This window comes from Amycolatopsis sp. NBC_00438 (genome assembly GCF_036026695.1).
In the GTDB taxonomy this organism is placed as follows: Bacteria; Actinomycetota; Actinomycetes; order Mycobacteriales; family Pseudonocardiaceae; genus Amycolatopsis.
This window is the reverse complement of sequence record NZ_CP107923.1, coordinates 353,211-373,616: the sequence shown is the minus strand read 5'-3', so window position 1 is coordinate 373,616 and position 20,406 is coordinate 353,211. Positions and strand designations below refer to the sequence as shown.

Sequence of the window (20,406 nt, the reverse complement as noted above, 5' to 3'; positions counted from 1 at the left end):
CGGCTCGGCTCGGCTCGGCTCGGCTCGGCTCGGCTCGGCTCGGCTCGGCTCGGCTCGGCTCGGCTCGGCTCGGCTCGGCTCGGCTCGGCTCGGCTCGGCTCGGCTCGGCTCGGCTCGGCTCGGCTCGGAAGGCTATGCCGTCAGCGCGCGGACGTCCCAGATCCACACCCCGCCGACGAACTCCGCCGGCTTGCGGAGCAGCAGCTCCACAGTGGACTTGAGCGCTTCCTGGTTCTGGCGCGGGCCGACCACCAGGACGTCGGCGTTCCACTTGCGCAGGTCGGCCAGGGCCTGGGTGCGGTCGGCCTCGGTGACGTCCGCCGTCTGGCCCGTGCGCTCGACTTCGGCGAACAGGTCCGATGTCGGGAGCGGGACGGCGCCGTAGCGGCCGCTGCGGTCCTCCGCGGACGTCGGGCCGACGAAGTAGCCCTCGGGCATCGGGTAGCCGAGGCCCGCGTCCACCTGCCAGTGCAACGGTTCCGCCTCCCCGGTGCTCGGCAGCGGCACCGGCACGAGCGAGCCGCCGGGGGCGATGTACTGGCGCCAGATTCCGTCGGCGAAGAACGGCGGGGACAGCGGGCGCTCGTGCGTCACCAGCTCCGTCGGCGCGATCGGCAGCAGCACCGCCACCACCGCGCCGACCCACACGAGGCGGAACGGGAAGCGCTGCTCGCCGTCCGCGGCGGGAGAGTGCTCGGCCGCGGCCGTCCACACGCGGTGCGTCGCGATCGCCAGGAGCCCGCCGACCACCGGGATGCAGCCCATCGCGAGCCGGGATTCGAGCAGCGAGTCCAGCAAGGGCAGCTGTCCCAGCCACTTCCACAGCCCGGGGATGCCGGTGTCCTGGTGTGCCACCGTGATCTCGACACCCAGGGACAGGAACGCCATCACATACATGGTGATCGCGAGCGCGCGCGCCACGACGTCGCGCCACAGCCAGATCGTCAGCACCACCATGAGCACGATCAGCGGCCAGCCGAAGAACGCGTTCTCCTCGGTGCGGTTCATCGAGACGTCCGCGGCCGACTCCGGCCAGCCGGCGATCGACTGCGTCGCGAACCGGGTGAACGCCGCGGTGTCGTTACCCGCCGGGCCGTGCAGCAGCGAATGGAAGCTCTGCGGCCCGAAGAACTGCCAGTACAACGGGAAACCCGCGATCAGCAGCGCCACGACGGCGCCGATGCCGACGCCCTTGGCCAGCGGCGCCAGCATGCCGCGGATTTCGGCGCGGTGCGGGATCAGGTAGGCGATCACGAACACCAGGAAGGTCAGCCCGAAGATCGCCAGCGGCTCCTCGCCGAGCAGGATCTGCCACGCGACGAGCAGGCCGAGCACGACGCCGTTGCGCACCGGGCGTTCGTTGTGCGCGATCTGGATCGCCTTCAAAGCGATGAACGGCAGCACGAACAGCACGACGAAGTTGGGGTGCGCGTTGCCGTGCGAGATCATCGGCGGGGCGAACCCGCAGAACGCCGCGCCGATCGCGGCCGCCGCGCGGTTGGGCACCAGGTGCCGGGAGAACACCCAGTACCAGCCGATCGCGGTGCCGGCCAGCCCGGCGGTCAGCACGATCGCCCAGGTCAGCGTGGCGCCGAAGGTCAGCGTGATCGGGGCGAGCGGGATGTTCAGGCCGAACATCGCCGCGTTCGCCGCCATGTTGACGCCGTACGGGTAGTTCTGCAGATCCGTGGTGAACGGGTTCTGGAAGTGCAGGACGGACTTCGCGACGACCGTCGAGTACCACTCCCACTGGCTCTGGTCCGACGCGCCGTTCCACAGGTAGCCGCGCTTGAGGTCGAACCACAGCCCGTTGTAGAGCAGGATCGTGAACAGCAGGAACCCGCCCATGATCGCGGAGTCCTGCCACGCCCAGCGTTTCGGGCTTTCGGGTGGGGCTTCGGAAGCGGGCGGAACGAGCTCGGGAATGGCTTCGGACTTCAAGCTCACGGCTCGACCACCCTGGCGAAGAAGTAGAGGGCGCCGGTGCCGGCGTGCCGGACCAGCAGCAGGAACGGCCGGTCCACCGTCACGGCGACCGGGTCGGACGTGATCATCGAGGTGAGGCGCATGGTCAGTGCCGTCGCCGCGGCCCCTTCGAAGCCTTGTTCGTCGACCCGCAGCACGGCCTGGTGCAGCACCTCGGACACGGTGAGCCGCGGGTCCGGGGAGAGCCCGCTCAGGTCGGCGGCGTCGGTGAACATCGTGCGCACGCCCAGGCCGCGCAGCACGCCGGTCAGCGTGCTGGGCACGTCGAGCGAGATCTTGGGGAGCGCCAGCTCGACGCGTGTCGAGCGGATTTTGCCGAGCAGGCCGGTCAGCGCCGCTTCGTCGAGCGACGCCTCCGCCTCGGCGAGGTCGCCGTCGGGCAGCAGCACCACGGCCTGCAGCCCGCCCGCCGCGACCAGCTGCACGGCCTGCCAGCCGCCGGTGTGCGCGTAGCCGACGTTCTCCCCGAGCCACATCGTCGGCACGTCCCGGGTGCCCGACGGCGCGTGGAAGGGCGCGTCGCCGGTGTTGGCCTCGCGGAACGGCAGCTTCCACGCGGACTTCAGGTACAGCGCGTTGACCAGCACGGCCGCGATCCCGGTGTCGATCGAACCCGGCGGCAGCAGCTGCGGGATCAGGCCGTGCGTGGTGCGGCCGACGTCCTCGTTGATCAGCGCGCGGGCGCGTTCGGGATCTTCTTCGAACGGCGCGCTCTCGACGTTCGCCCCGGGCCACCCGGCCAGCTCGGTCTTGAAGCCGTCTTCGAGCGGGAGGCTGTCCGCGGCCCACAGCGTGTTGGCGACGGCGATCTCGGGTGGTTCGGCGCCCCGCCCCTCTTCGACGAGCTCGGTGGCGTCCCGCAGCAGCACGCTCTGCGCCGCCGGATCGCCGAGCAGCGCGACCAGCTCCTCGCGGGTGGCACCCCGGGCGGCGAACGCGGCCAACGTCAGCGCGCTGGCCACCGAATACGGCGAGAAACAGGAGTTCCCGCCCTCGGCGCCGAGGGCCCCATGGACGGCGAGGGCGAACCGGAGGTGGCTGTCCGTGGCCATGCGGGCGAGACTACCGGAACCCGTCACCCGCCCGGGCGGCCACGCGCAACTCCGCCCACCGGTGACGAATCCGGCAGCGGCCACCCCTGTTCGAAGCCGGCCCGCGTGATCAAAGGGTCGACACGCCTGATGGGGAGGTCGACACGCGTGATTCGAGGGTCGACACGGTGAGGAGCAGGCCCCCGCGCCGTGTCGACCCTTCAATCACGAGTGTCGGCGCGGCAATCACAGGTGCTGGCGCTTCCATCGCGCCAGATCCGGGCTAGTGGTGCCGGGTCACGTGCCAGGAGTGCCAAACGTGCGCCTGCGCGTCGGTCAGCGACGCCACCTGGTCGACGACCACGCGCAGCAGGGCCGCGTCGTCCTTCGCCGCCTTCCACGCCGGGACGAACAGGGGGTCCAGCGACTCCGGGGCCCGCCGCGCCAGGGCGTGGACCAGCTCGCCCAGCAGCTCGCGCTGGCCCTCCTGCATCGCCAGCCGGCGCCGGTCGCTCATCACGTAGCGCAGGGCCAGCGCCTTGAGCAAGGCCACCTCGGCGGCGACCTGCTCGGGCACGGCGAGCCGGGCCCGGTAGCGGCCGAGCGGGCCTTCGCCGAACTTCGCCCGGGTGCCGGTGACCGCCGCTGTCGCGAATCGGCCGACGAGCTCGCTGGTCAGCCGCTTCAGCGCGACCTGGGTGCCGGGTGAGCCGTCCGGCGCCGCCTCGGCCAGGGCCGCGACCACCGGCAGCGCCAGCAGTTCTTCGGCCGCGGACTCCAATGTGGACACCGACTGGCCGGAGAAGTGCTTGGCCGCGGCCTCGGCGACGGCGGCGCGCTCGTCCGGGTACGCCAGCACCCGCAGCCGGATCCGGCCGGCCAGCACGCCGTCCTCGACGTCGTGGACCGAGTACGCGACGTCGTCGGCCCAGTCCATGATCTGGGCCTCCAGGCAGGTCTCCCCCACCGGCGCGCCGTCACGGAACCAGGCGAAGACCTCGGCGTCGTCGGCGTACACGCCGTACTTCCGCCGGCCGGGCTTGCGCGGCCAGGGGTACTTCGTGGTCGCGTCGAGGCAGGCGCGGGTCAGGTTGAGCCCGGCCGTGGCGCCGTGCTCGTCGACCAGCTTCGGTTCCAGCCGGGTCAGGATGCGCAACGTCTGCGCGTTGCCCTCGAACCCGCCGCACGCGGCGGCCACCTCGTCGAGCGCGCGTTCGCCGTTGTGCCCGAACGGCGGGTGCCCGATGTCGTGCGCCAGCCCGGCGGTGTCCACCAGGTCCGGGTCGGCGCCCAGCTCCTCGGCGATGCCGCGGCCGATCTGGGCGACCTCCAGGGAGTGTGTCAGCCGGGTGCGCGGCACGCCGGTGACCTCGGCGCCCTCCCCCGGCCCGACCACCTGGGTCTTGCCGGCGAGCCGCCGCAGGGCCGCCGAGTGCAGCACGCGGGCGCGGTCGCGGGAGAACGCGCTGCGCCCGTCCGCGCGCGCCCCGGCCAGGGCCGCGCCCTTCGCCGCCTCCGGCCGGAGGCGGGCCGTGTCGTGCTCGCTGTAACCGTGGTCCACCCGGCCAGCTTAAGCGCGGGGTCCGACAAAACGCTCAGCCCGTGAAATCAGCCCAGGAAGGTGGCGAAGAGATCGTCGGCCGGGGTCTTCGTCAGCCGGTAGTACAGCAGCGCGCCGGTCTCGCGGACGATGTAGCGGACCTGCGTGACGCGCTCCTGGACGATCGGCCCGCTGTGCGTCGGCGCGGTCCAGGCGTCCAGGCCCAGGTCGTCGGCCATGGTGCGGGCGCGGAAGGAGTGCCACGGGTCGCTCACCAGCACGGCCGTGTGCCAGTCGCGCGCCTCGACCTGCTCGGCGACCGCGCGCAGGCTGCGCAGGGTATCGCTGCCCTCCCCGACGGCCAGCGTCGCCGCCGCCGGCACGCCGCGGCGGGTCAGCCACAGCTGACCGGCCCGGGCCTCGGTGAAGTTGTCCTCGGCCTTCTTGCCGCCCGCCGTGACGATCGTCTTCGCGACACCCGCGTCGTAGAGCTGCTTCGCCTTGATCAGCCGCGCGGCGTAGATGTCCGACGGCTTGCCGTTGTACTGGGCCGCGCCCAGCACCACGATGACGTCGGCCTGCGTCCGGTCGTTCTCGCGGGCGACCTCCCAGATCCGGAACGCGGTGCCGCCGACGAGGGCGAGCAGCATCAGGACCGTGCCGAACGCGATCCGGCGTGCCCAGCTCGCGCGCGACGGTTTGGTGCGTTCAGCGGTACCCACCCCGCCCATCTTGTCAGAAGGTCACCGGCCGCTCACAGCCAGCCGCGCTCCTCGGCGACGCGGACCGCTTCCGCGCGGGTCCGGGCGCCGGTCTTGCCGATCGCGGCGGAGAGGTGGTTGCGGACGGTCCCTTCCGACAGGTGCAGCGCGCGGGCGACGTCGGCGACCGTGCTGCCGTCCTTGGCCTCCCGCAGCACGTCCCGCTCGCGCCCGGTCAGCGGGCTGGCGCCGGTGGCCAGGGACTCCGCGGCGAGCGCCGGGTCCACCACCCGGAGTCCATTGTGGACTCGCCGGACGGCTTCGACGAGCTGCTCGGGCGGCGCGTCCTTGACGACGAACCCGGCCGCGCCCGCGGCCATCGCGCGGGCCAGGTACCCGGGCCGGCCGAACGTGGTGCAGATGATCACCCGGCACGACGGCAGCGCGGCCCGCAGGTCGGCCGCCGCCTCCAGGCCGTCCTTGCCCGGCATCTGGACGTCCAGCAGCGCGACGTCGGGCTTCAGTTCGCGAGCGGCGGCGACCACCTCGTCGCCGGAGCCGACCTGCCCGACCACCTCGATGTCGGATTCGAGGCCCAGCACGGTGGCCAGCGCCCCGCGCACCATGGCCTGGTCGTCGGCCAGCAGCACCCGGATCAAGCGAGTCCTCCCGCGGGTTCGGCGCGCACCGCCGGGGCGGCCGCGCGCGGTTCGGGCTGCGGGATCTCCGCCCGCACCGTCAATCCTCCCCCGGAGCGGACCGACGCGCGCACGGTGCCCCCCACCGCGGCGAGCCGCTCGGTCAGCCCGCGCAGGCCGTTGCCCGGGACGACCTCGGCGGCCGTGCCGTCGTCCTCGATCTCCAGCCAGTTGCCGCCCAGCTTCACCTTCACCTGCTTGGCGCCGGAGTGGCGCAGCACGTTCGTCACGGCCTCGCGCAGCACGTACCCGAAGGTGTTCTGGAACTCGGGGCGGACGTTGTCCACCGCGTGCGGCAGGTCGGCGTCGATCTCCGCGGCCCGCAGCGCCGCGCGGGCCCCGACGAGCTCCGCCGACAGCGACACCTCGCGGTACTCCGACACGGTCGCGCGCACGTCCGACAGCGCGCTGCGGGTGAGGCTCTCGACCTCGCGGATCTCCTCGACCGCGCGCGGGATGTCGCCCGCGCTCTCCAGCACCCGCCGGGCCAGCCCCGCCTTCACGGTGATCGTGGTGAGGCTGTGGCCGAGCAGGTCGTGCAGGTCGCGGGCGACGCGCTGGCGTTCGTTCGTCACGGCGAGCGTGGCGATCTCCTTGTTGGCCAGCTCCAGGCGCCGGATGGCGCGGATGAGGTTGGCCATGAAGAACATCGCCAGCGTCACCGAGCCGACCGTGATCAGGTCGCCGTAGCCGTCCTGGAACCGGCCGCTCGCCAGCAGGATCAGAGCGCCGAGCAGCAGCGCGACGACGTCCACGATCACCGACCACGCGGCCGGGGCGAGGAACACCATCACCGCCGTGCCGTAGAGCAGGATGAACGGGCTCGCCTCGATCGCCGCCACCACGCCGAGCCCCAGCGCGACCATCACGATCCCGAAGCCCAGCTTCAGCGGGCGCGCCTGGCGGAAGAAGTACGGGAACAGCAGGTAGCAGGCGGCGTAGGCGTAGACCAGGATCCAGATGAGCACGAGCTCCACGGTCACGACGGTCTCGGCCAGCAGCGACTTCGTGATCGGGATGAGGAACGGCAGCAGGAAGACCGCGCCCATGATCGGCCAGCGCACGCTGTCGGGCCCCTGGTTCTTCGGGTCGGGCAGCGGGTCGTCCCACCACCCTTCCCGGGTGTTGAGCCCGAACCGGCGGTTCGTGTCGTCGTTCGCCATCGCCGTTCCTTCTCCCGTCCCCGGCCCTCAGACCCGGGCGCTGTCCTTACGGTAACGCCTGATCACCAGGGCTCCCAGCACGACCGTCCACCCCGCGAGCACGCCCACGGCCTGCGGGAACGACACCACCATGTCGGTGGTCACGGCGGGCCGCGCCAGCTGCAGCACCCAGTACGTCGGCATGAGCTGGGCGACGTCGTGCATCCAGCCCGGCATGCTCTCGATCGGGATCCACAGCCCGCCGAGGAAGCCCATGCCCAGCGTGACGATCATGTTGACCGGCTGCATCGAGTCGGGCGTGCCGAACTGGCCGAGCAGCAGCCCGAGCAGCACCAGCGGGATCGTGCCGAGCCAGACGCCGGCGAAGATTCGCACCCAGCCCGCCGCGTCGAGGTGCACGCCCTCGACGGCCACGGCGAGCACCGGCACGAGGATCAATGCGGGCAGCCCGACGAGCAGGCCGGAGATGCCTTTGCCGGCCAGGTAACCGGTGCCGGTCAGCGGGGTCAGGCGCAGCTGCCGCTGCCAGCCCGCGGCCCGCTCCAGCGCGAGCCGGGCGCCGCTGTTGGTCGCGGCGGCGAACGCGCCGAACGTCATCATGTTGATCATGATCACGGCGGCGATCTGCACGTGGTCCGGATCGGAGGACTTGGTGAAGACGTTGGCCTGCAACAGGAACATCAGCACCGGGAACGCGACGACGAAGATCAGGAACCGCGGCGCCCGGAAGTTCCGGCGGATCTCGGTGACCAGGTAGGTGGCGTTCATCGGACAGACTCCGCGGTTTCGTCGGCGGTCAGGGAGAGGAAGGCGCCTTCGAGGCCGACGGCGCTGATCTCGATGTCGTACACCGAAGGCACCGCGGCCTTCAGGGCCCAGAGCGTCGCGTCGGAGTCGCCGGTGGAGATGGCGACGCGGTCGCCGCGCAGCTCGAACTCCTTGACGCCGGGCAGGGCCGCGATCGCGGCTTCGGTGGCGCCCGGGACGGCGGCGCGCAGGCTGCGACCGCCGGCCAGCGCGCGGACCTCGGCGACCGAACCGTCGGCGACGATCCGGCCGCGGCGCATCAGCACCACCCGGTCGGCGAACTCCTCGGCCTCTTCGAGGTAGTGCGTGGCGAACACGACCGTGCGGCCGGACTCGGTGAACGAGTACATCGACTGCCAGAACTCCCGGCGCGTGCCGACGTCCATCGCCGCGGTCGGCTCGTCGAGGATCAGCAGGTCGGGGTTGCTGACCAGGGCGACGGCGAAGCGCACGCGCTGCTTCTGCCCGCCCGAAAGCTTGTTCGCGCGGCGGCCGGCCAGCTCTTCGACGCCCGCGGCGCGCAGCGCCTCGGCGACCGGCATCGGCTTGCGGTGCAGCGCCGCGACCATGCCGACGGTCTCGGCGACGGTCAGGTCGTCCATCAGCGCGCCGCCCTGCAGCATCGCGCCGATCAGACCGGCCCGGACGGCGTCGATCGGCTTCCGGCCGAAGACGCGCACTTCGCCGCTGTCCGGAGTGCTGAGGCCGAGGATCATGTCGACGGTGGTGGACTTGCCCGCGCCGTTGGGGCCGAGCAGGGCGACGACCTCGCCCGGGGCGATGGTCAGGTCGACGCCGTCGACCGCGTGGACGTCACCGTAGTGCTTCCGCAGGCCGGTGAGGTGGATCGCGGCCCCCGCCGCCACCGCCTGGATGTCTGTTTCTCGCATGCCCCCAGGCTGCCGCCTCGCGGGGCGCCGTCCCCGGATCGTGCGTCACGACCTGGGGGTGACAGGTGTCAGGGGTGCGCGGTCCCCCGGAAAGCCGTGAGGGGCACCTTCATGGCTTTTACGGCCATGAAGGTGCCCCTCACGTACTTCGCGAAGCGGGTCAGCAGCCGAGCAGGCGGCCGGCCAGGTAGGACTCGAGCTTGTCGATCGCGACGCGCTCCTGGGCCATGGTGTCGCGCTCGCGCACGGTGACGGCCTGGTCTTCCAGCGAGTCGAAGTCGACCGTGACGCAGTACGGCGTGCCGATCTCGTCCTGGCGCCGGTAGCGGCGGCCGATCGCCTGGGCGTCGTCGAAGTCGACGTTCCAGTGCTTGCGCAGCCGGGCGGCGACGTCCTTCGCCTTCGGGGTCAGGTCGGCGTTGCGCGACAGCGGCAGCACCGCGACCTTGAACGGCGAGAGCCGCGGGTCGAGCTTGAGCACGATCCGCTTCTCGACGCCGCCCTTGGCGGTCGGCGCCTCTTCCTCGTGGTACGCGTCGACCAGGAACGCCATCATCGAGCGGCCGACACCCGCCGCCGGCTCGATCACGAACGGCCGGTAGCGCTGGCCGGACGCCTGGTCGAAGAACGACAGGTCCACACCCGAGTGGTTCGAGTGCGTGGTCAGGTCGAAGTCGGTGCGGTTGGCGATGCCCTCGAGCTCGCCCCACTCCTGCCCGGCGTTGAACGCGAACCGGTACTCGATGTCGACCGTGCGCTTCGCGTAGTGCGAGAGCTTTTCCTTCGGGTGCTCGAAGTGGCGCAGGTTCTCGGGCTTGATGCCGAGGTCCTTGTACCACTCCGTGCGCTGGTCGATCCAGTACTGGTGCCAGGTCTCGTCCTCGCCCGGCTCGACGAAGAACTCCATCTCCATCTGCTCGAACTCACGCGTCCGGAAGATGAAGTTGCCCGGCGTGATCTCGTTGCGGAACGACTTGCCGATCTGGCCGATGCCGAACGGCGGCTTCTTCCGCGACGTCGTCTGCACGTTGAGGAAGTTGACGAAGATGCCCTGCGCCGTCTCCGGGCGGAGGTAGTGCAGGCCTTCTTCGGACTCCACCGGGCCCAGGTGCGTCTTCAGCATCATGTTGAAGTCGCGCGGCTCGGTGTACTTCCCGCGCGTGCCGCAGTTCGGGCACGGCACGTCGGACAGGTCGTCCTCCGACGTCTCCTTGCCGGTGCGCGCCGAGTACTCCTCGGCGAGCTGGTCGGCGCGGAACCGCTTGTGGCACGAGAGGCACTCGATCAGCGGGTCGGTGAACACGTTGACGTGCCCCGACGCGACCCACACCTGACGCGGCAGGATCACCGAGGAGTCGAGGCCGACGACGTCGTCGCGGCCCTGGACCACGGTCTTCCACCACTGGCGCTTGATGTTGTCCTTGAGCTCGACCCCGAGCGGCCCGTAGTCCCACGCCGAGCGGGTACCGCCGTAGATCTCTCCGCTGGGGAAGACGAAACCACGGCGTTTGCACAGGCTGACTACGGTCTCAATGGTGTTCGTGGGCACTCCACGCTCCGGAAGCATGCGGGGACGGTTATCGGACTAGAACGTCAAGGGTATCCGCCGGGCCCACCGGGTTTCCGCGCAGGTGAGCCTCGTCAGGGCCGGGAGACCAGTGACGCCGTCACCACCCGGTTGTCCTCGTAGCCCTCGGTGCCGCCGACGTACTCGCCGCCGCAGGTCACCAGGAGCAGCTTGTGCGGCCCGTCCGGGGAGAACAGCTGCTCCGACCGCCCGGCCAGCTCGGACTTGTGGACGGTCTCGGTCGCGTCGACCCGGTACACCCAGGCACCGCCGGCGGCGTCGGTCAGCTTGACGTCCTGACCCTGCTTGACCTGCCAGAGCTCGTCGAACGGGCCCTTCTTCCCCTTCCAGTTCACGTGCCCGGACAGCAGCGCGACGCCGTGGTCGGCGCCCAGCTTCGCGCCCCACCACGCGGCTTCGCCGAGGCCTTCGGGGATCTTGAGCGCGCCGTTCGCGTCCAGGTCCTCCTGGACGAGCTTCGCGGCACCGCCGCCGGGCAGCGACAGCTGCGCGGGCGCCTGTCCGGTGTCCTGCGGGGTGTCCTGCGCGGCCGTGGCGGGCGCCGTCGGAACGGGCGGGTTCGCGCCGTTCGCGCTGGCAGGTTCATCCTTTCCGGTGAACACGAGCAGGGACGCGACGATCGCCGCGATCACGAACGCGCCGGCCACGCCGACGATCCACCAGCGGCCGGGGCCCTTCTTCCGCTCTCCGGTCGCCGGGTTCTGCTCCTGCATGCGCCTGTGCTCCTTCGCTCCGTGGCCAGTGCACAGACACACATGCCGCGGCGGGCGGAGGAGGTTGCACCGATCTCGGTCAGCCGGTGGGGCGGGTCACCAGGGTCGCGGTCACCAGGCGGTTCTCGTCGTAGCCCTCGGTGCCGCCGACGTAGTCGCCGCCGCAGGTCACCAGCACCAGCCGGTGCGGGCCGTCCTGGCCGAACCAGCGGGCGGCCTGCGCGGGCAGCGTCTCCTTGGGCAGCGTGACGACGTCGTCGACGCGGTAGACCCACCGGCCGCCGCGCGCGTCGACGACGCTGACGTTCTCGCCGTCCCGCATCCGCCAGAGCTCGTCGAACGGGCCGCGCCGCCCTTCCCAGTTCACGTGCCCGGACAGCAGCGCCGCGCCGTGGTCGGCGCCCAGCTTCGCGCCCCACCAGGCGGCGTCGCCGAGGCCACGCGGGATCGGCAGCACGCCGGTGTCGGTGAGCTCGGTGCGGACCAGCCGGGCGGTGGCGCCGTCGGGCAGCCGGACCGTGCCCGGACGCTGCTGCTCGGCCGACGAGCTGTCGGCGGGCAGCACGGCCGGGGCCGCGTTCTCCCCCGGCAGCGAGCCGGGCGCGGGCGCGGCGATCGACGTCGGCTCGGGCGGCAGCCAGGTCAGCACGACGACCCCGGCCGCGAAGGCGGCGACGGCCAGCGCCCCCGAGACGGCGGCCAGCCCGGTGCGCAGCACCTAGTCCGTCCCGGACTTGCGCCGCCTGCCCAGCAGCAGGGCGACGCTCCCGAAGAACACGCCGCCGAAGAGCAGGCCGATGCCGAGCGGGATGCGCGAGAGGTCGCTGCCGGTGTCCGGCGCGGCCGCGCCGAGGTAGCCGGCCGGGACCTGCGTCGGCACGGCGGGCTGCGTCGCGCTCGTCCCGCCGCCCGTGGTGCCGGAGGCCTTCGCCACGAAGCCCTTCGGGACCGAGCAGCTGACCCCGCCGAGCACGACGTTCGTCTGGACGTCCTGCAGCGCGGCGCCCGCCGCGTCCTTGACGTGGGTGGTGATCTCGACGCGCCAGCCGGCGACGGCGGTGTAATCGCCCCCGCGCCAGCCGTCCTGGCGGATCAGCTGGTCGAACGCGGCGACGCGGGTCAGCTTGAGGTCCGAGAGCGTGGTGTCCTTGCTCGCGTTCGTGATGTCGCCGGGCGGGCCCAGGCGCAGGTTCTGCAGCTGCAGGCCGGCGTTGCCGCCGGGCATCGGGACGATGCCGAGCGAGCCGCCCGCCTGGCGCACCCACAGCCGGGCCACCGAGGAGGTGCCGGTGAGCTTCGCCGGGGCGGCGCAGTCGACGGCGGTCTTGGCGCCTTCCAGGACGAGCACGGTGTCGTCGACCGGCTTGGCGCCGCCCTGCCAGGTGTCGCGCAGCGCGTAGTTGGTCTCGGCGACGGCGGTGGGCACGGTGGTCGCCTGCAGCGCGGCGACGACGTTGTGGTCCCGGCTGGCGACCCCGGCGGGGTACGGGTCCTGCGACCCGCTGTAGCGGCCGAGGTCGATCGCGTAGTGCCCGCCGAACGTGGCGCGCTCGCCGTCGTCCTTGGGCACGGTGACCCGGTCCGTGCCGAGCTTCGACTGACCGGGCAGCAGGGGCGAGCGCTGGGTCTCGGTGATCAGCGCGCCGCCGTGCTGGCCTTCGCCGCCGATCCGGACCGAAGCCACGTTCGCGAACGAGACCGGGCCGGTCTTCTCGTCGACCGCCTGGTTCTGCGCCCCGGCCACACCCACTCCGACCAGCGGAAACAGGACGGCCGTCACGGCGGCTGCCTTCGTTGCGAATCGGGCCATGTCTCCCCACTGCGTCTGCTCGGGCGGGTCGTCAGCGTACGAGAAGCGACGAAACGCTCCGCGACAACCTTGCACCGTCGGCCACGACATGCGAAGCCGAAGAGCCAATATCCCACGAACTCACCCGAATGGGGTAATGCGTCCTGCCGTACCCCGCAGGGCGTGGTGACAAGACGGGGCCCGTCCGGGGGAACACTAGGATGGGCCGGGCCGTTATCGGCAATGACTACGGAAATCATGGTCCGGACGGCGACGACGTGGAGGCTCTGATGGCGACGGTGACGGGCAGTGGCGTCGCGGACGAGGCCGGATCGCACACCCACGAGCCCGAACGGGACCGGGTGGCGCCGTCCAGGCACCCGTCGACGGCGGTCCTGGCCGACGCCGGCGACCTGCTGCGTGCCCTGGCCGCACCGGTCCGGATCGCGATCGTGCTGCAGCTGCGCGAGGCCGACCGGTGCGTGCACGAGCTGGTGGACGCCCTCGACGTCGCGCAGCCGCTGATCAGCCAGCACCTGCGGGTGCTGAAGACCGCCGGCGTGGTGCAGGGCGAGCGTCGCGGCCGCGAAGTGGTCTACCGGCTCGCCGACGACCACCTGGCCCACATCGTCGTCGACGCCGTCGCCCACGTGCAGGAAGGAAAGTGATGACTCCCGTCGCGCCACGCGGCCAGGCCCCGGTGCCCGGGCGCCGATCGACCAGGCAGCGGGCCGCGGTCGTCGAGCTGCTGAGCGCCGTCGACGACTTCCGCTCCGCCCAGGACCTGCACGACGAGCTGCGCAAACGCGGCGACGGCATCGGCCTGACGACGGTGTACCGCACCCTGCAGTCCCTGTCCGAGGCCGGCGAGATCGACGTCCTGCGCACCGACTCGGGCGAGGCGATCTACCGCCGCTGTTCGGCGCACCACCACCATCACCTGGTCTGCCGCCTGTGCGGCCGCACGGTGGAGGTCGAGGGCCCGGCGGTCGAGCGCTGGGCCGAGAAGATCGCGGCGGAGCACGGCTTCTCGGAGATCTCCCACACGGTCGAGATCACCGGCACCTGCGGGCAGCACTAGCCGCCCGGGCCGTCAGGAGCCGCCTGGGCGCGAAGACCGCGGGCGAGGCTTGCTCCGGCAGTGCCCAGGCGGTGTCCTGTAAGCCATCGGAGCCCGAGGACGATCGCGGCGATGGTGAGTTCGGCCTGGTAGTAGGCAGCCCGTCTGGCATAGCGGGTGGCCCGGTCACGGAACTGTTTTGAGGCGGTCCACAACCGCAGTCGTTCGTGCGCAGTTTTCCAGGGCCGACACGTTCGGCAGGTCACGCCGGGGAGCGCCGGTGCGGAGTTTCCAGAGGATCGCGTTGATCACCTGACGGTGATCACGCCACCGCCACCCACCGCTGCGGGGCAGCGGCGGTTCGATCACTGCCCACGCCAGGTCTGTCGGTTCTCCTCGGCCAACCACCGCACCCGATCACCAGGTCAACCACGTATAGGACACGCCCTAGTACTCATAGGGATCCTTCGGGGTCGGGACGGTCGCGACCGAGGCCGCGGTGAAGTCCGGTGTGTAACTGTTGGCCTGGGTCGCGGTGCCCGGGACGACCTGGCCCGTCACCTGGATCCACGCGTCGCTGGCGTACCGGGCCGCGTCGGTGCCGGTGAGGTGGACCGTCACCGGGAAGGCGTCCGCCGCGCAGCAGCTGATCACCAAGCGGGCCAGCAGGACCCGGCCCTCGGCGTGCACCACGAACCCGGTCAGCGAAACGGTGCGGCCGTCGAGGGTGCCCGCCTTGTCCCACCCCGCGCGGCTGACGAACTCGTTGACCGGCAAGGGAACGACGTTCCCCGCCGGCAACGGCGGGAAGGCCGCCGCGTTGGCCGCGGCCGCGCTCGCCGGGGCCCGCGCTTCGGTCCGGATCACCGAGTCGGCGCCCAGTGCGGGTGGCGCGACCAGGAAGACGGCCAGCACGGGGACCAGCAGCAGCCAGGCGGGCCGGGCCGAGTGCGCGTGCCCGTCCTCGTGGTCGTGGTCGTGGTCATGGCCGTCGTCGTGACCGGCCGTTTCGGGCGCTTTCGCCCGCGCGGCCAGCAGATCCCGCACGACGGCGACCACGCCGAGCAGCACCATGACGGCCCCACCGGCGATGATCCACGGCTGCTGCGCGGGCTTGACGTAGCGCAGGTAGTCGCCGTTGACGGCGATCTTGACGAGCGCGCCGCCGAGCAGGATCAGCAGGATGTTCTGGGTCTCCCGTTTCACGCCAGCCCCACCACCAGTCCGGCCACCACCGCGCAGGCCGCGGCCACCACGAACGTCACCGGGGCGAAGCGCACCGCGAACGACCTGCCGAACGTGCCCGCCTGCAACGCGAACAGCTTGACGTCGACCGCCGGGCCGACGACCAGGAACACCAGCTTCGGCAGCATCGGCAACGCCGTCAGGGAGGCCGCCACGAACGCGTCCGCCTCGCTGCACAGCGCCAGGACCACCGCGAGCACCGCCATCACCACGATGCCCAGCACCAGCTGGTCCCCCAGCACGCCGAACCACTTCGCCGGGACCAGCACGTTCAGCGCCGACGAGATCAGCGCGCCCAGCACCAGGAACCCGCCGGCCTCGACCAGGTCCGTGCGCGCGGTCTCGGCGAACACGCGCCACCGTTGCCCGCCCGCGACGTCCGGGAGGCGGCGCAACGCGCGCTCGGTGATCCACTCGAGTTTGCCCCAGCGGGCCCACAGCCAGCCCATCACCATCGCCGTGGCCAGTGAGCCGGCGAACCGGGCCAGCACCATCTCCGGCTTGCCGGGGAACGCGACCGCGGTGGCCACCAGCACCACCGGGTTCACCGCCGGCGCGGCCAGCAGGAAGGTCAGCGCCGCGGCCGGGGCCACGCCTTGGCCCATCAACCTCCGCGCCACCGGCACGGACGCGCACTCGCAGCCCGGCAGCGCGACCCCGGCGAGCCCGGCGACGCCGACCGCCGCCCCGGCCCGCCGCGGCAGCACCTTCTCCAGCACGCGGGCGGGGACGAACGCGGCGATCGCGCCGCTGATCAGCACGCCCAGCACGAGGAACGGCAGCGCCTGCACGCACACCGCGACGAACACGGTCGAGCCGGTGCGCAGCGCGGGCACGTCGAACAGCCGCTGCAGCCAGCCCTGGCCGAGGATCGCGACCAGCAGGACCGCGCACAGCACTTCGACCGAGCTGACCCGGAACCGGCGGGTGCGCCGGCCGGGCTCGGTGGAAGTTTCGGAAAGGGTGTCCACGACGGCGATGATGCCAGGACGCCGGGACATCAGATGATCCGCACAGGCCGCGAACGGCCGGATACCGTCCGTTTCGGACCGGAAACCACCGTTCGCGGCGAAAATCGCTATTCCGCCGGCAGGATCCCCGGCAGGTCGGTCCGCAGCTGCGACGCCGTCGACACCACGAGCATCAGCAGCGTCCCCAGCGCTGCGGCGTCGAGGCCCGCGGCCGGGAAGGCGTACCGCAGCGTGACGTCGACACCGTTGTCGGAGTGCCCGACGCCGAGGGTGCCGAACAGTCCCTGGCCGGCCCGCTCGGCGACGGCGATCGACAGCTCCGGCGCGTCCGCCAGGTCCCAGCCGACCACGCAGGTCAGGGTCAGCACGGTGAGGCCCTCGCCGAGGCGGGTCGCCTGGATGACGCACGGGACGTCGCCGTGGGCGAACGTCAGCGCGCCGTCGTCGTCGACGTGGACCTCGAGGTAACGCTCGAGGGCGTCCTTGGCGCTGGTCAGCAGTTCCGCGGTCTCGGCCGCTTCGGTCGAGCTCACGACGTGGCCCCCGACGCCTGGTCCACCGCAGCCTGGTCCACCGCAGCCTGGTCCACCGCGGCCTGCTCGACAGCAGCCTGGTCCACGGCCGCACCGAACCGGCGGTCCCGCTTGGCGAACTCGAGGCAGGCCCGCCACAGGTGGGTCCGGTCGAAGTCCGGGAACAGCGTGTCCTGGTAGACCATCTCGGCGTAGGCCGACTGCCACAGCAGGAAGTTCGACGTCCGCTGCTCGCCCGAAGGCCGCAGGAACAGGTCCACGTCCGGCATGTCCGGCTGGTACAGGTACTTGCCGATGGTCTTCTCGGTGACCTTGTCCGGGTTCAGCTTGCCGTCGGCGACGTCCCGCGCGATCCGCTGCATGGCGTCGCCCAGCTCGGCGCGGCCGCCGTAGTTGACGCACATCGTCATGTTCAGCGCCGTGTTGTGCTTGGTCTTCTCCTCGGCCGCCTGCAGCTCGTTGATCACCGACGCCCACAGCTTCGGCCGGCGTCCGGCCCAGCGGATGCGGACGCCGATCGAGCCGAGGTAGTCGACCTGGCGGCGGATCGTGTCGCGGTTGAAGCCCATCAGGAACCGCACCTCTTCGGGGCTGCGCTTCCAGTTCTCCGTCGAGAACGCGTACACCGAGAGCCACTTGACGCCGATCTCGACCGCGCCGGCGGCGACGTCGATCATCACCGCCTCCCCGCGCTTGTGGCCTTCGATCCGCGGCAGGCCGCGCTGGTTGGCCCAGCGGCCGTTGCCGTCCATGACCAGCGCGACGTGCTTCGGGACCAGCTCACGCGGGATTTCCGGGGGCACCGCGCCGGACGGGTGTGGATCCGGGGCCCGCAGCTCGGATCGCGACGCCTTGTTCTCGCGTCCCCTGCGCAACACGGCGGGCCTCCCTGGATGGGTGAAAATCGATCAGGCCCGACCCTACTGCCCGCGCACTGCATGTTCTTCGGGGGTCCGGGTGGCGGAGCCCCCGGCCTGGGGCGAAGCCCCGGATGTCACCGCCTATCCTTCGGGGGTCCGGGTGGCGAAGCCCCCGGCCCGGGGCGAAGCCCCGGATGTCACCGCCTGCCCTTCAGGGATCCGGGTGGCAGAGCCCCCGGCCCGGGGCGAAGCCCCGGATGTCACCGTGGTCTCCCGTGCGCGTCGCTCGACCAGCGGAAGGGAGCGGAGCTGACGCTCCAGATGCCACTGCAGGTGTGCCGCGACCAGGCCGCTCGCGTCGCGGCGGGTGCCGGGCAGGGTCGACTCGGCCATCGGCCATTCGCCGTGGAGCAGGGCGGTGAGCAGGTCCAGGACCTCGGGCGCGGGGTGCACGGAGCCGGGGACGCGGCAGTCCTGGCACATCGAGCCGCCGGCGGCGACGCTGAAGGCGACGTGCGGGCCGGGCAGGCCGCAGCGGGCGCACTCGGTGAGCGCGGGCGCCCAGCCGGCGTAGGACATCGCGCGGAGGAAGAACGCGTCGAGCACGAGGGAGGCGTCCCGCTCTCCGGCGGCGAGCGAGCGCAGCGCGCCGCAGACGAGGAGGTAGAGCTTGAGCACCGGCTCGCCCTCTTCGGCCGAGAGCCGGTCCGCGGTTTCGGCGATCGCGCTGGCCGCGGTGTAGCGCTGGTAGTCGGCGACCAGCGGGATTGCGAACGCGTCCACGGTCTCGACCTGGGTGATCACGTCGAGCGTGCGGCCGGTGTAGAACTGGACGTCCACGTGGCCGAACGGCTCCAGCCGCGCCCCGAAGCGGGAGGACGTCCGCCGCACACCCTTCGCGACGGCGCGGACCTTGCCGTGCCGCCGGGTCAGCAGGGTGACGATCCGGTCGGCCTCACCCAGCTTGTGCGTGCGCAACACCACCCCGGTGTCGCGGTAGAGGTTCACCACCCCGACATCGTCCCACTATCGGACGACGCCGGGGTGGACCGACCCGGTTTCAGCAGTACGAGCCGTAGCAGTAGGTGCTGACGGTCGCGGCGGTGGCGATCGAGATGATGATCAGCACGATGGCCAGGACGCAGCCGATGCTGCCCAGGATGGTGGAGATCAGGCAGAGCGTCTTGGTGGTGCGCGACGCCTGCTCCGCCATCATGTAGTTGCCCTGCATCTTGTACGTGCCGACCTCGTTCGACTTCATGATCGCGAAGATGCCGAGGATGAGGCCGCCGAGGAAGAGCGACGCGATGGCCCAGCCCTTGTAGTCCTTGATGGCGTTGATGTCGCCACCACCGCCGGGCATGCCGTAACCCGGGGCGCCGAAACCGCCGGTGGGCGGCTGGCCGTAGGGCGCGGGCTGGCCGTACGGCGCGGGCATGCCCCCGGACGGCGGGCCGTAACCCGGCTGCTGCTGCGGGAAACCGCCGGACGGCGGCTGCTGACCGTAAGGCGGCTGCTGCTGGCCGTAGGGATTGGTCATGAACGTCTACCCCAATTACTCGTGAACTTCCACCGGCACATCCCGGCGGTGGTGCGGAAAGTCAGGTGCCGCGGCTACTGCTGCGGCGGCTGGCCGGGCTGCTGCGGCGGCTGCTGCCCGAACTGGCCCGGCTGGATCTTCTGGGTCGCCTCGGCCTCGCCTTGGGCCTCGGGACGCAGCATCTGGGTGCGCTCGGCACCTTCGTCGAACGGCGACGCGCCGCTGTCGGAGCCCGGACGGAGCATCTGGGTCCGCTCGGCGCCTTCGTCGAAGGCGCCCTGCCCCGGGGGCGGCGCCAGCGGCTGGCCCTGCGGCTGGCCGAAGCCGCCGGACTGGGGCTGCTGCGGGAAACCACCGGACTGGGGCTGCTGACCGAAGCCGCCCGGCGCGGGCTGCTGCGGGAAACCACCGGACTGCGGCTGGTCGAACCCGCCGGACTGCGGCTGCTGCGGGAAACCGCCCTGCTGAGGCTGGCCGAACTGCTGCCCCGCCGGCGGGTAACCGCCGCCGAAGGGCTGCGCGCCGGGCTGGCCCATGCCGGGCTGACCGTGCGGCGCGGCGTCGTCGGCGTTGATGACGACGGTGCCGATGATCTTGTCGGAGAGGGTCTGGGACTTGTCGTCCCACAGCGGCCACAGATAACCGACGTAGCAGATGACGCCGTCCACGAAGTGGGCGAGGTCGCGCAGGAACGCCATGCCGGCGCCGATCGGCTGGCCGGTGGACTCGCCGACGAGCTTGATCTTCGTGATCCGCTTGCCGAGCGACTGGCCGGTGCTGCCCTGCGTGATCCACCGGTTGTAGATCGACCAGCCGATGCCGGCGAGCCCGCCGATCAGGTACAGGATGGTGCCGAGGGTGTAGCTGCCGGCGATCGTCACGAAGAACCCGAGCAGGTCGATGACGATGATCGGGGCGATGTCGATCAGCAGAGCGCCGGCGCGAAGCCCCCAGGGCGCGTAGTTCTGGGGCGGCCCGAACGGCGTGCCCTGCTGGCCGAACGGCGCGGGCTGCCCGAACGGGGCCTGCTGACCGTACGGCGCCTGCTGCCCGTACGGCGGCGGCGCCTGTCCCGGCTGCGGCTGTCCGAACGGCTGCTGGCCGCCGGGCTGTTGCCCGAACGGCTGCTGACCGTAGGGATCGGTCATGTGGGTCTCCCCCTCGCTGGTCACTCCACCCGCACTCCTCATGCGGAACCGGCCCGAATGTACGGCACGGTCCGCGGGAGCGTACTCGGTTCGCGTTCGCCCGCGTGTGTCAGGCGTCCGCTGTCCGAGTGAACGTCGTGGAG

General features: G+C 71.7%; 22 protein-coding genes. 2 read left to right on the top strand and 20 right to left on the bottom strand.

The genetic code is table 11. The features are described 5' to 3' along the window. Window positions 1-132: 132 nt before the first annotated feature. The 12 genes from OG494_RS01705 to OG494_RS01650 all read right to left on the bottom strand — a co-directional run bounded on the left by OG494_RS01705 (window position 133) and on the right by OG494_RS01650 (window position 12,927). Window positions 133-1,848 (bottom strand): glycosyl transferase, encoded by a 1,716-nt coding sequence (locus tag OG494_RS01705; protein ID WP_442874457.1) that lies wholly within the window; start codon window positions 1,846-1,848, stop codon window positions 133-135. 95 nt (window positions 1,849-1,943) lie between these two features. Then, on the bottom strand, window positions 1,944-3,038 hold the full coding sequence (locus OG494_RS01700; protein ID WP_328451228.1) for a serpin family protein: 1,095 nt from the start codon (window positions 3,036-3,038) through the stop codon (window positions 1,944-1,946). A gap of 262 nt (window positions 3,039-3,300) precedes the next feature. Then, a complete protein-coding gene (locus tag OG494_RS01695; protein ID WP_328451226.1) occupies window positions 3,301-4,578 on the bottom strand; it encodes a deoxyguanosinetriphosphate triphosphohydrolase in 1,278 nt (425 codons plus the stop codon). A gap of 47 nt (window positions 4,579-4,625) precedes the next feature. Continuing rightward, complete coding sequence (locus tag OG494_RS01690; protein ID WP_328451224.1) at window positions 4,626-5,279, bottom strand: YdcF family protein; 654 nt, start codon at window positions 5,277-5,279, stop codon at window positions 4,626-4,628. Between the two features lie 32 nt (window positions 5,280-5,311). Beyond that, window positions 5,312-5,917 (bottom strand): response regulator transcription factor, encoded by a 606-nt coding sequence (locus OG494_RS01685; protein WP_328451222.1) that lies wholly within the window; start codon window positions 5,915-5,917, stop codon window positions 5,312-5,314. Further along, entirely contained in the window at window positions 5,914-7,119 is a 1,206-nt protein-coding gene (locus OG494_RS01680; protein WP_328451220.1) for a sensor histidine kinase, read from the bottom strand. The genes OG494_RS01685 and OG494_RS01680 overlap by 4 nt, the downstream gene beginning before the upstream one ends. 27 nt (window positions 7,120-7,146) lie before the next feature. Further along, window positions 7,147-7,887, bottom strand: coding sequence for an ABC transporter permease (locus OG494_RS01675; protein ID WP_326943261.1), 741 nt, complete (start codon window positions 7,885-7,887; stop codon window positions 7,147-7,149). Then, complete coding sequence (locus tag OG494_RS01670) at window positions 7,884-8,816, bottom strand: ABC transporter ATP-binding protein (protein ID WP_328451215.1); 933 nt, start codon at window positions 8,814-8,816, stop codon at window positions 7,884-7,886. The genes OG494_RS01675 and OG494_RS01670 overlap by 4 nt, the downstream gene beginning before the upstream one ends. A gap of 160 nt (window positions 8,817-8,976) precedes the next feature. Continuing rightward, complete coding sequence (locus OG494_RS01665) at window positions 8,977-10,365, bottom strand: glycine--tRNA ligase (RefSeq protein ID WP_328451213.1); 1,389 nt, start codon at window positions 10,363-10,365, stop codon at window positions 8,977-8,979. Between the two features lie 92 nt (window positions 10,366-10,457). Beyond that, window positions 10,458-11,117: a class F sortase gene (locus OG494_RS01660; protein ID WP_328451211.1), complete on the bottom strand. Its 660-nt coding sequence runs from the start codon at window positions 11,115-11,117 to the stop codon at window positions 10,458-10,460. Between the two features lie 79 nt (window positions 11,118-11,196). Beyond that, window positions 11,197-11,835 (bottom strand): class F sortase, encoded by a 639-nt coding sequence (locus OG494_RS01655; RefSeq protein ID WP_328451209.1) that lies wholly within the window; start codon window positions 11,833-11,835, stop codon window positions 11,197-11,199. Further along, window positions 11,836-12,927: a hypothetical protein gene (locus OG494_RS01650; protein WP_328451207.1), complete on the bottom strand. Its 1,092-nt coding sequence runs from the start codon at window positions 12,925-12,927 to the stop codon at window positions 11,836-11,838. A 269-nt stretch (window positions 12,928-13,196) separates the two neighbouring features. Between OG494_RS01650 and OG494_RS01645 the strand changes: the two genes are divergently transcribed. Both OG494_RS01645 and OG494_RS01640 read left to right on the top strand, forming a co-directional pair. Continuing rightward, window positions 13,197-13,574: an ArsR/SmtB family transcription factor gene (locus OG494_RS01645; RefSeq protein ID WP_328451205.1), complete on the top strand. Its 378-nt coding sequence runs from the start codon at window positions 13,197-13,199 to the stop codon at window positions 13,572-13,574. After that, window positions 13,574-13,987 (top strand): Fur family transcriptional regulator, encoded by a 414-nt coding sequence (locus tag OG494_RS01640; protein ID WP_328451203.1) that lies wholly within the window; start codon window positions 13,574-13,576, stop codon window positions 13,985-13,987. Before OG494_RS01645 ends, OG494_RS01640 begins: the two co-directional genes overlap by 1 nt. Before the next feature lie 165 nt (window positions 13,988-14,152). Here the strand turns inward: OG494_RS01640 and OG494_RS01635 are convergent, their stop codons facing one another. From OG494_RS01635 to OG494_RS01600, 8 genes are all read right to left on the bottom strand, one after another. Next, window positions 14,153-14,374 (bottom strand): transposase, encoded by a 222-nt coding sequence (locus OG494_RS01635; RefSeq protein WP_442874372.1) that lies wholly within the window; start codon window positions 14,372-14,374, stop codon window positions 14,153-14,155. 39 nt (window positions 14,375-14,413) lie between these two features. Then, window positions 14,414-15,172 (bottom strand): TIGR03943 family putative permease subunit, encoded by a 759-nt coding sequence (locus OG494_RS01630; protein ID WP_328451201.1) that lies wholly within the window; start codon window positions 15,170-15,172, stop codon window positions 14,414-14,416. Further along, window positions 15,169-16,212 (bottom strand): permease, encoded by a 1,044-nt coding sequence (locus OG494_RS01625; RefSeq protein WP_328451199.1) that lies wholly within the window; start codon window positions 16,210-16,212, stop codon window positions 15,169-15,171. Before OG494_RS01625 ends, OG494_RS01630 begins: the two co-directional genes overlap by 4 nt. A 77-nt stretch (window positions 16,213-16,289) precedes the next feature. Beyond that, window positions 16,290-16,715, bottom strand: a complete 426-nt coding sequence (locus OG494_RS01620) for a YbjN domain-containing protein (protein WP_328451197.1) — start codon at window positions 16,713-16,715, stop codon at window positions 16,290-16,292. Further along, window positions 16,712-17,593, bottom strand: a complete 882-nt coding sequence (locus OG494_RS01615; protein WP_328451195.1) for an isoprenyl transferase — start codon at window positions 17,591-17,593, stop codon at window positions 16,712-16,714. The genes OG494_RS01620 and OG494_RS01615 overlap by 4 nt, the downstream gene beginning before the upstream one ends. Window positions 17,594-17,716: 123 nt before the next feature. After that, entirely contained in the window at window positions 17,717-18,586 is an 870-nt protein-coding gene (recO, locus tag OG494_RS01610; protein WP_328451193.1) for a DNA repair protein RecO, read from the bottom strand. A 49-nt stretch (window positions 18,587-18,635) separates the two neighbouring features. Next, window positions 18,636-19,115, bottom strand: coding sequence for a CD225/dispanin family protein (locus OG494_RS01605; RefSeq protein ID WP_328451191.1), 480 nt, complete (start codon window positions 19,113-19,115; stop codon window positions 18,636-18,638). A 74-nt stretch (window positions 19,116-19,189) separates the two neighbouring features. Further along, window positions 19,190-20,263: an RDD family protein gene (locus tag OG494_RS01600; protein WP_328451189.1), complete on the bottom strand. Its 1,074-nt coding sequence runs from the start codon at window positions 20,261-20,263 to the stop codon at window positions 19,190-19,192. Between the last annotated feature and the right edge of the window lie 143 nt (window positions 20,264-20,406).

Excerpts from the sequence above, each read along its gene's own strand:
- OG494_RS01605 (WP_328451191.1), bottom strand. The coding sequence starts at position 19,115 with ATGACCAATCCCTACGGCCAGCAGCAGCCGCCTTACGGTCAGCAGCCG.
- OG494_RS01625 (WP_328451199.1), bottom strand. The coding sequence starts at position 16,212 with ATGTCCCGGCGTCCTGGCATCATCGCCGTCGTGGACACCCTTTCCGAA.
- OG494_RS01670 (WP_328451215.1), bottom strand. The coding sequence starts at position 8,816 with ATGCGAGAAACAGACATCCAGGCGGTGGCGGCGGGGGCCGCGATCCAC.
- OG494_RS01660 (WP_328451211.1), bottom strand. The coding sequence starts at position 11,117 with ATGCAGGAGCAGAACCCGGCGACCGGAGAGCGGAAGAAGGGCCCCGGC.
- OG494_RS01645 (WP_328451205.1), top strand. The coding sequence starts at position 13,197 with ATGGCGACGGTGACGGGCAGTGGCGTCGCGGACGAGGCCGGATCGCAC.
- OG494_RS01680 (WP_328451220.1), bottom strand. The coding sequence starts at position 7,119 with ATGGCGAACGACGACACGAACCGCCGGTTCGGGCTCAACACCCGGGAA.
- OG494_RS01700 (WP_328451228.1), bottom strand. The coding sequence starts at position 3,038 with ATGGCCACGGACAGCCACCTCCGGTTCGCCCTCGCCGTCCATGGGGCC.
- OG494_RS01640 (WP_328451203.1), top strand. The coding sequence starts at position 13,574 with ATGACTCCCGTCGCGCCACGCGGCCAGGCCCCGGTGCCCGGGCGCCGA.
- OG494_RS01600 (WP_328451189.1), bottom strand. The coding sequence starts at position 20,263 with ATGACCGATCCCTACGGTCAGCAGCCGTTCGGGCAACAGCCCGGCGGC.
- OG494_RS01705 (WP_442874457.1), bottom strand. The coding sequence starts at position 1,848 with ATGGGCGGGTTCCTGCTGTTCACGATCCTGCTCTACAACGGGCTGTGG.
- OG494_RS01675 (WP_326943261.1), bottom strand. The coding sequence starts at position 7,887 with ATGAACGCCACCTACCTGGTCACCGAGATCCGCCGGAACTTCCGGGCG.
- OG494_RS01650 (WP_328451207.1), bottom strand. The coding sequence starts at position 12,927 with ATGGCCCGATTCGCAACGAAGGCAGCCGCCGTGACGGCCGTCCTGTTT.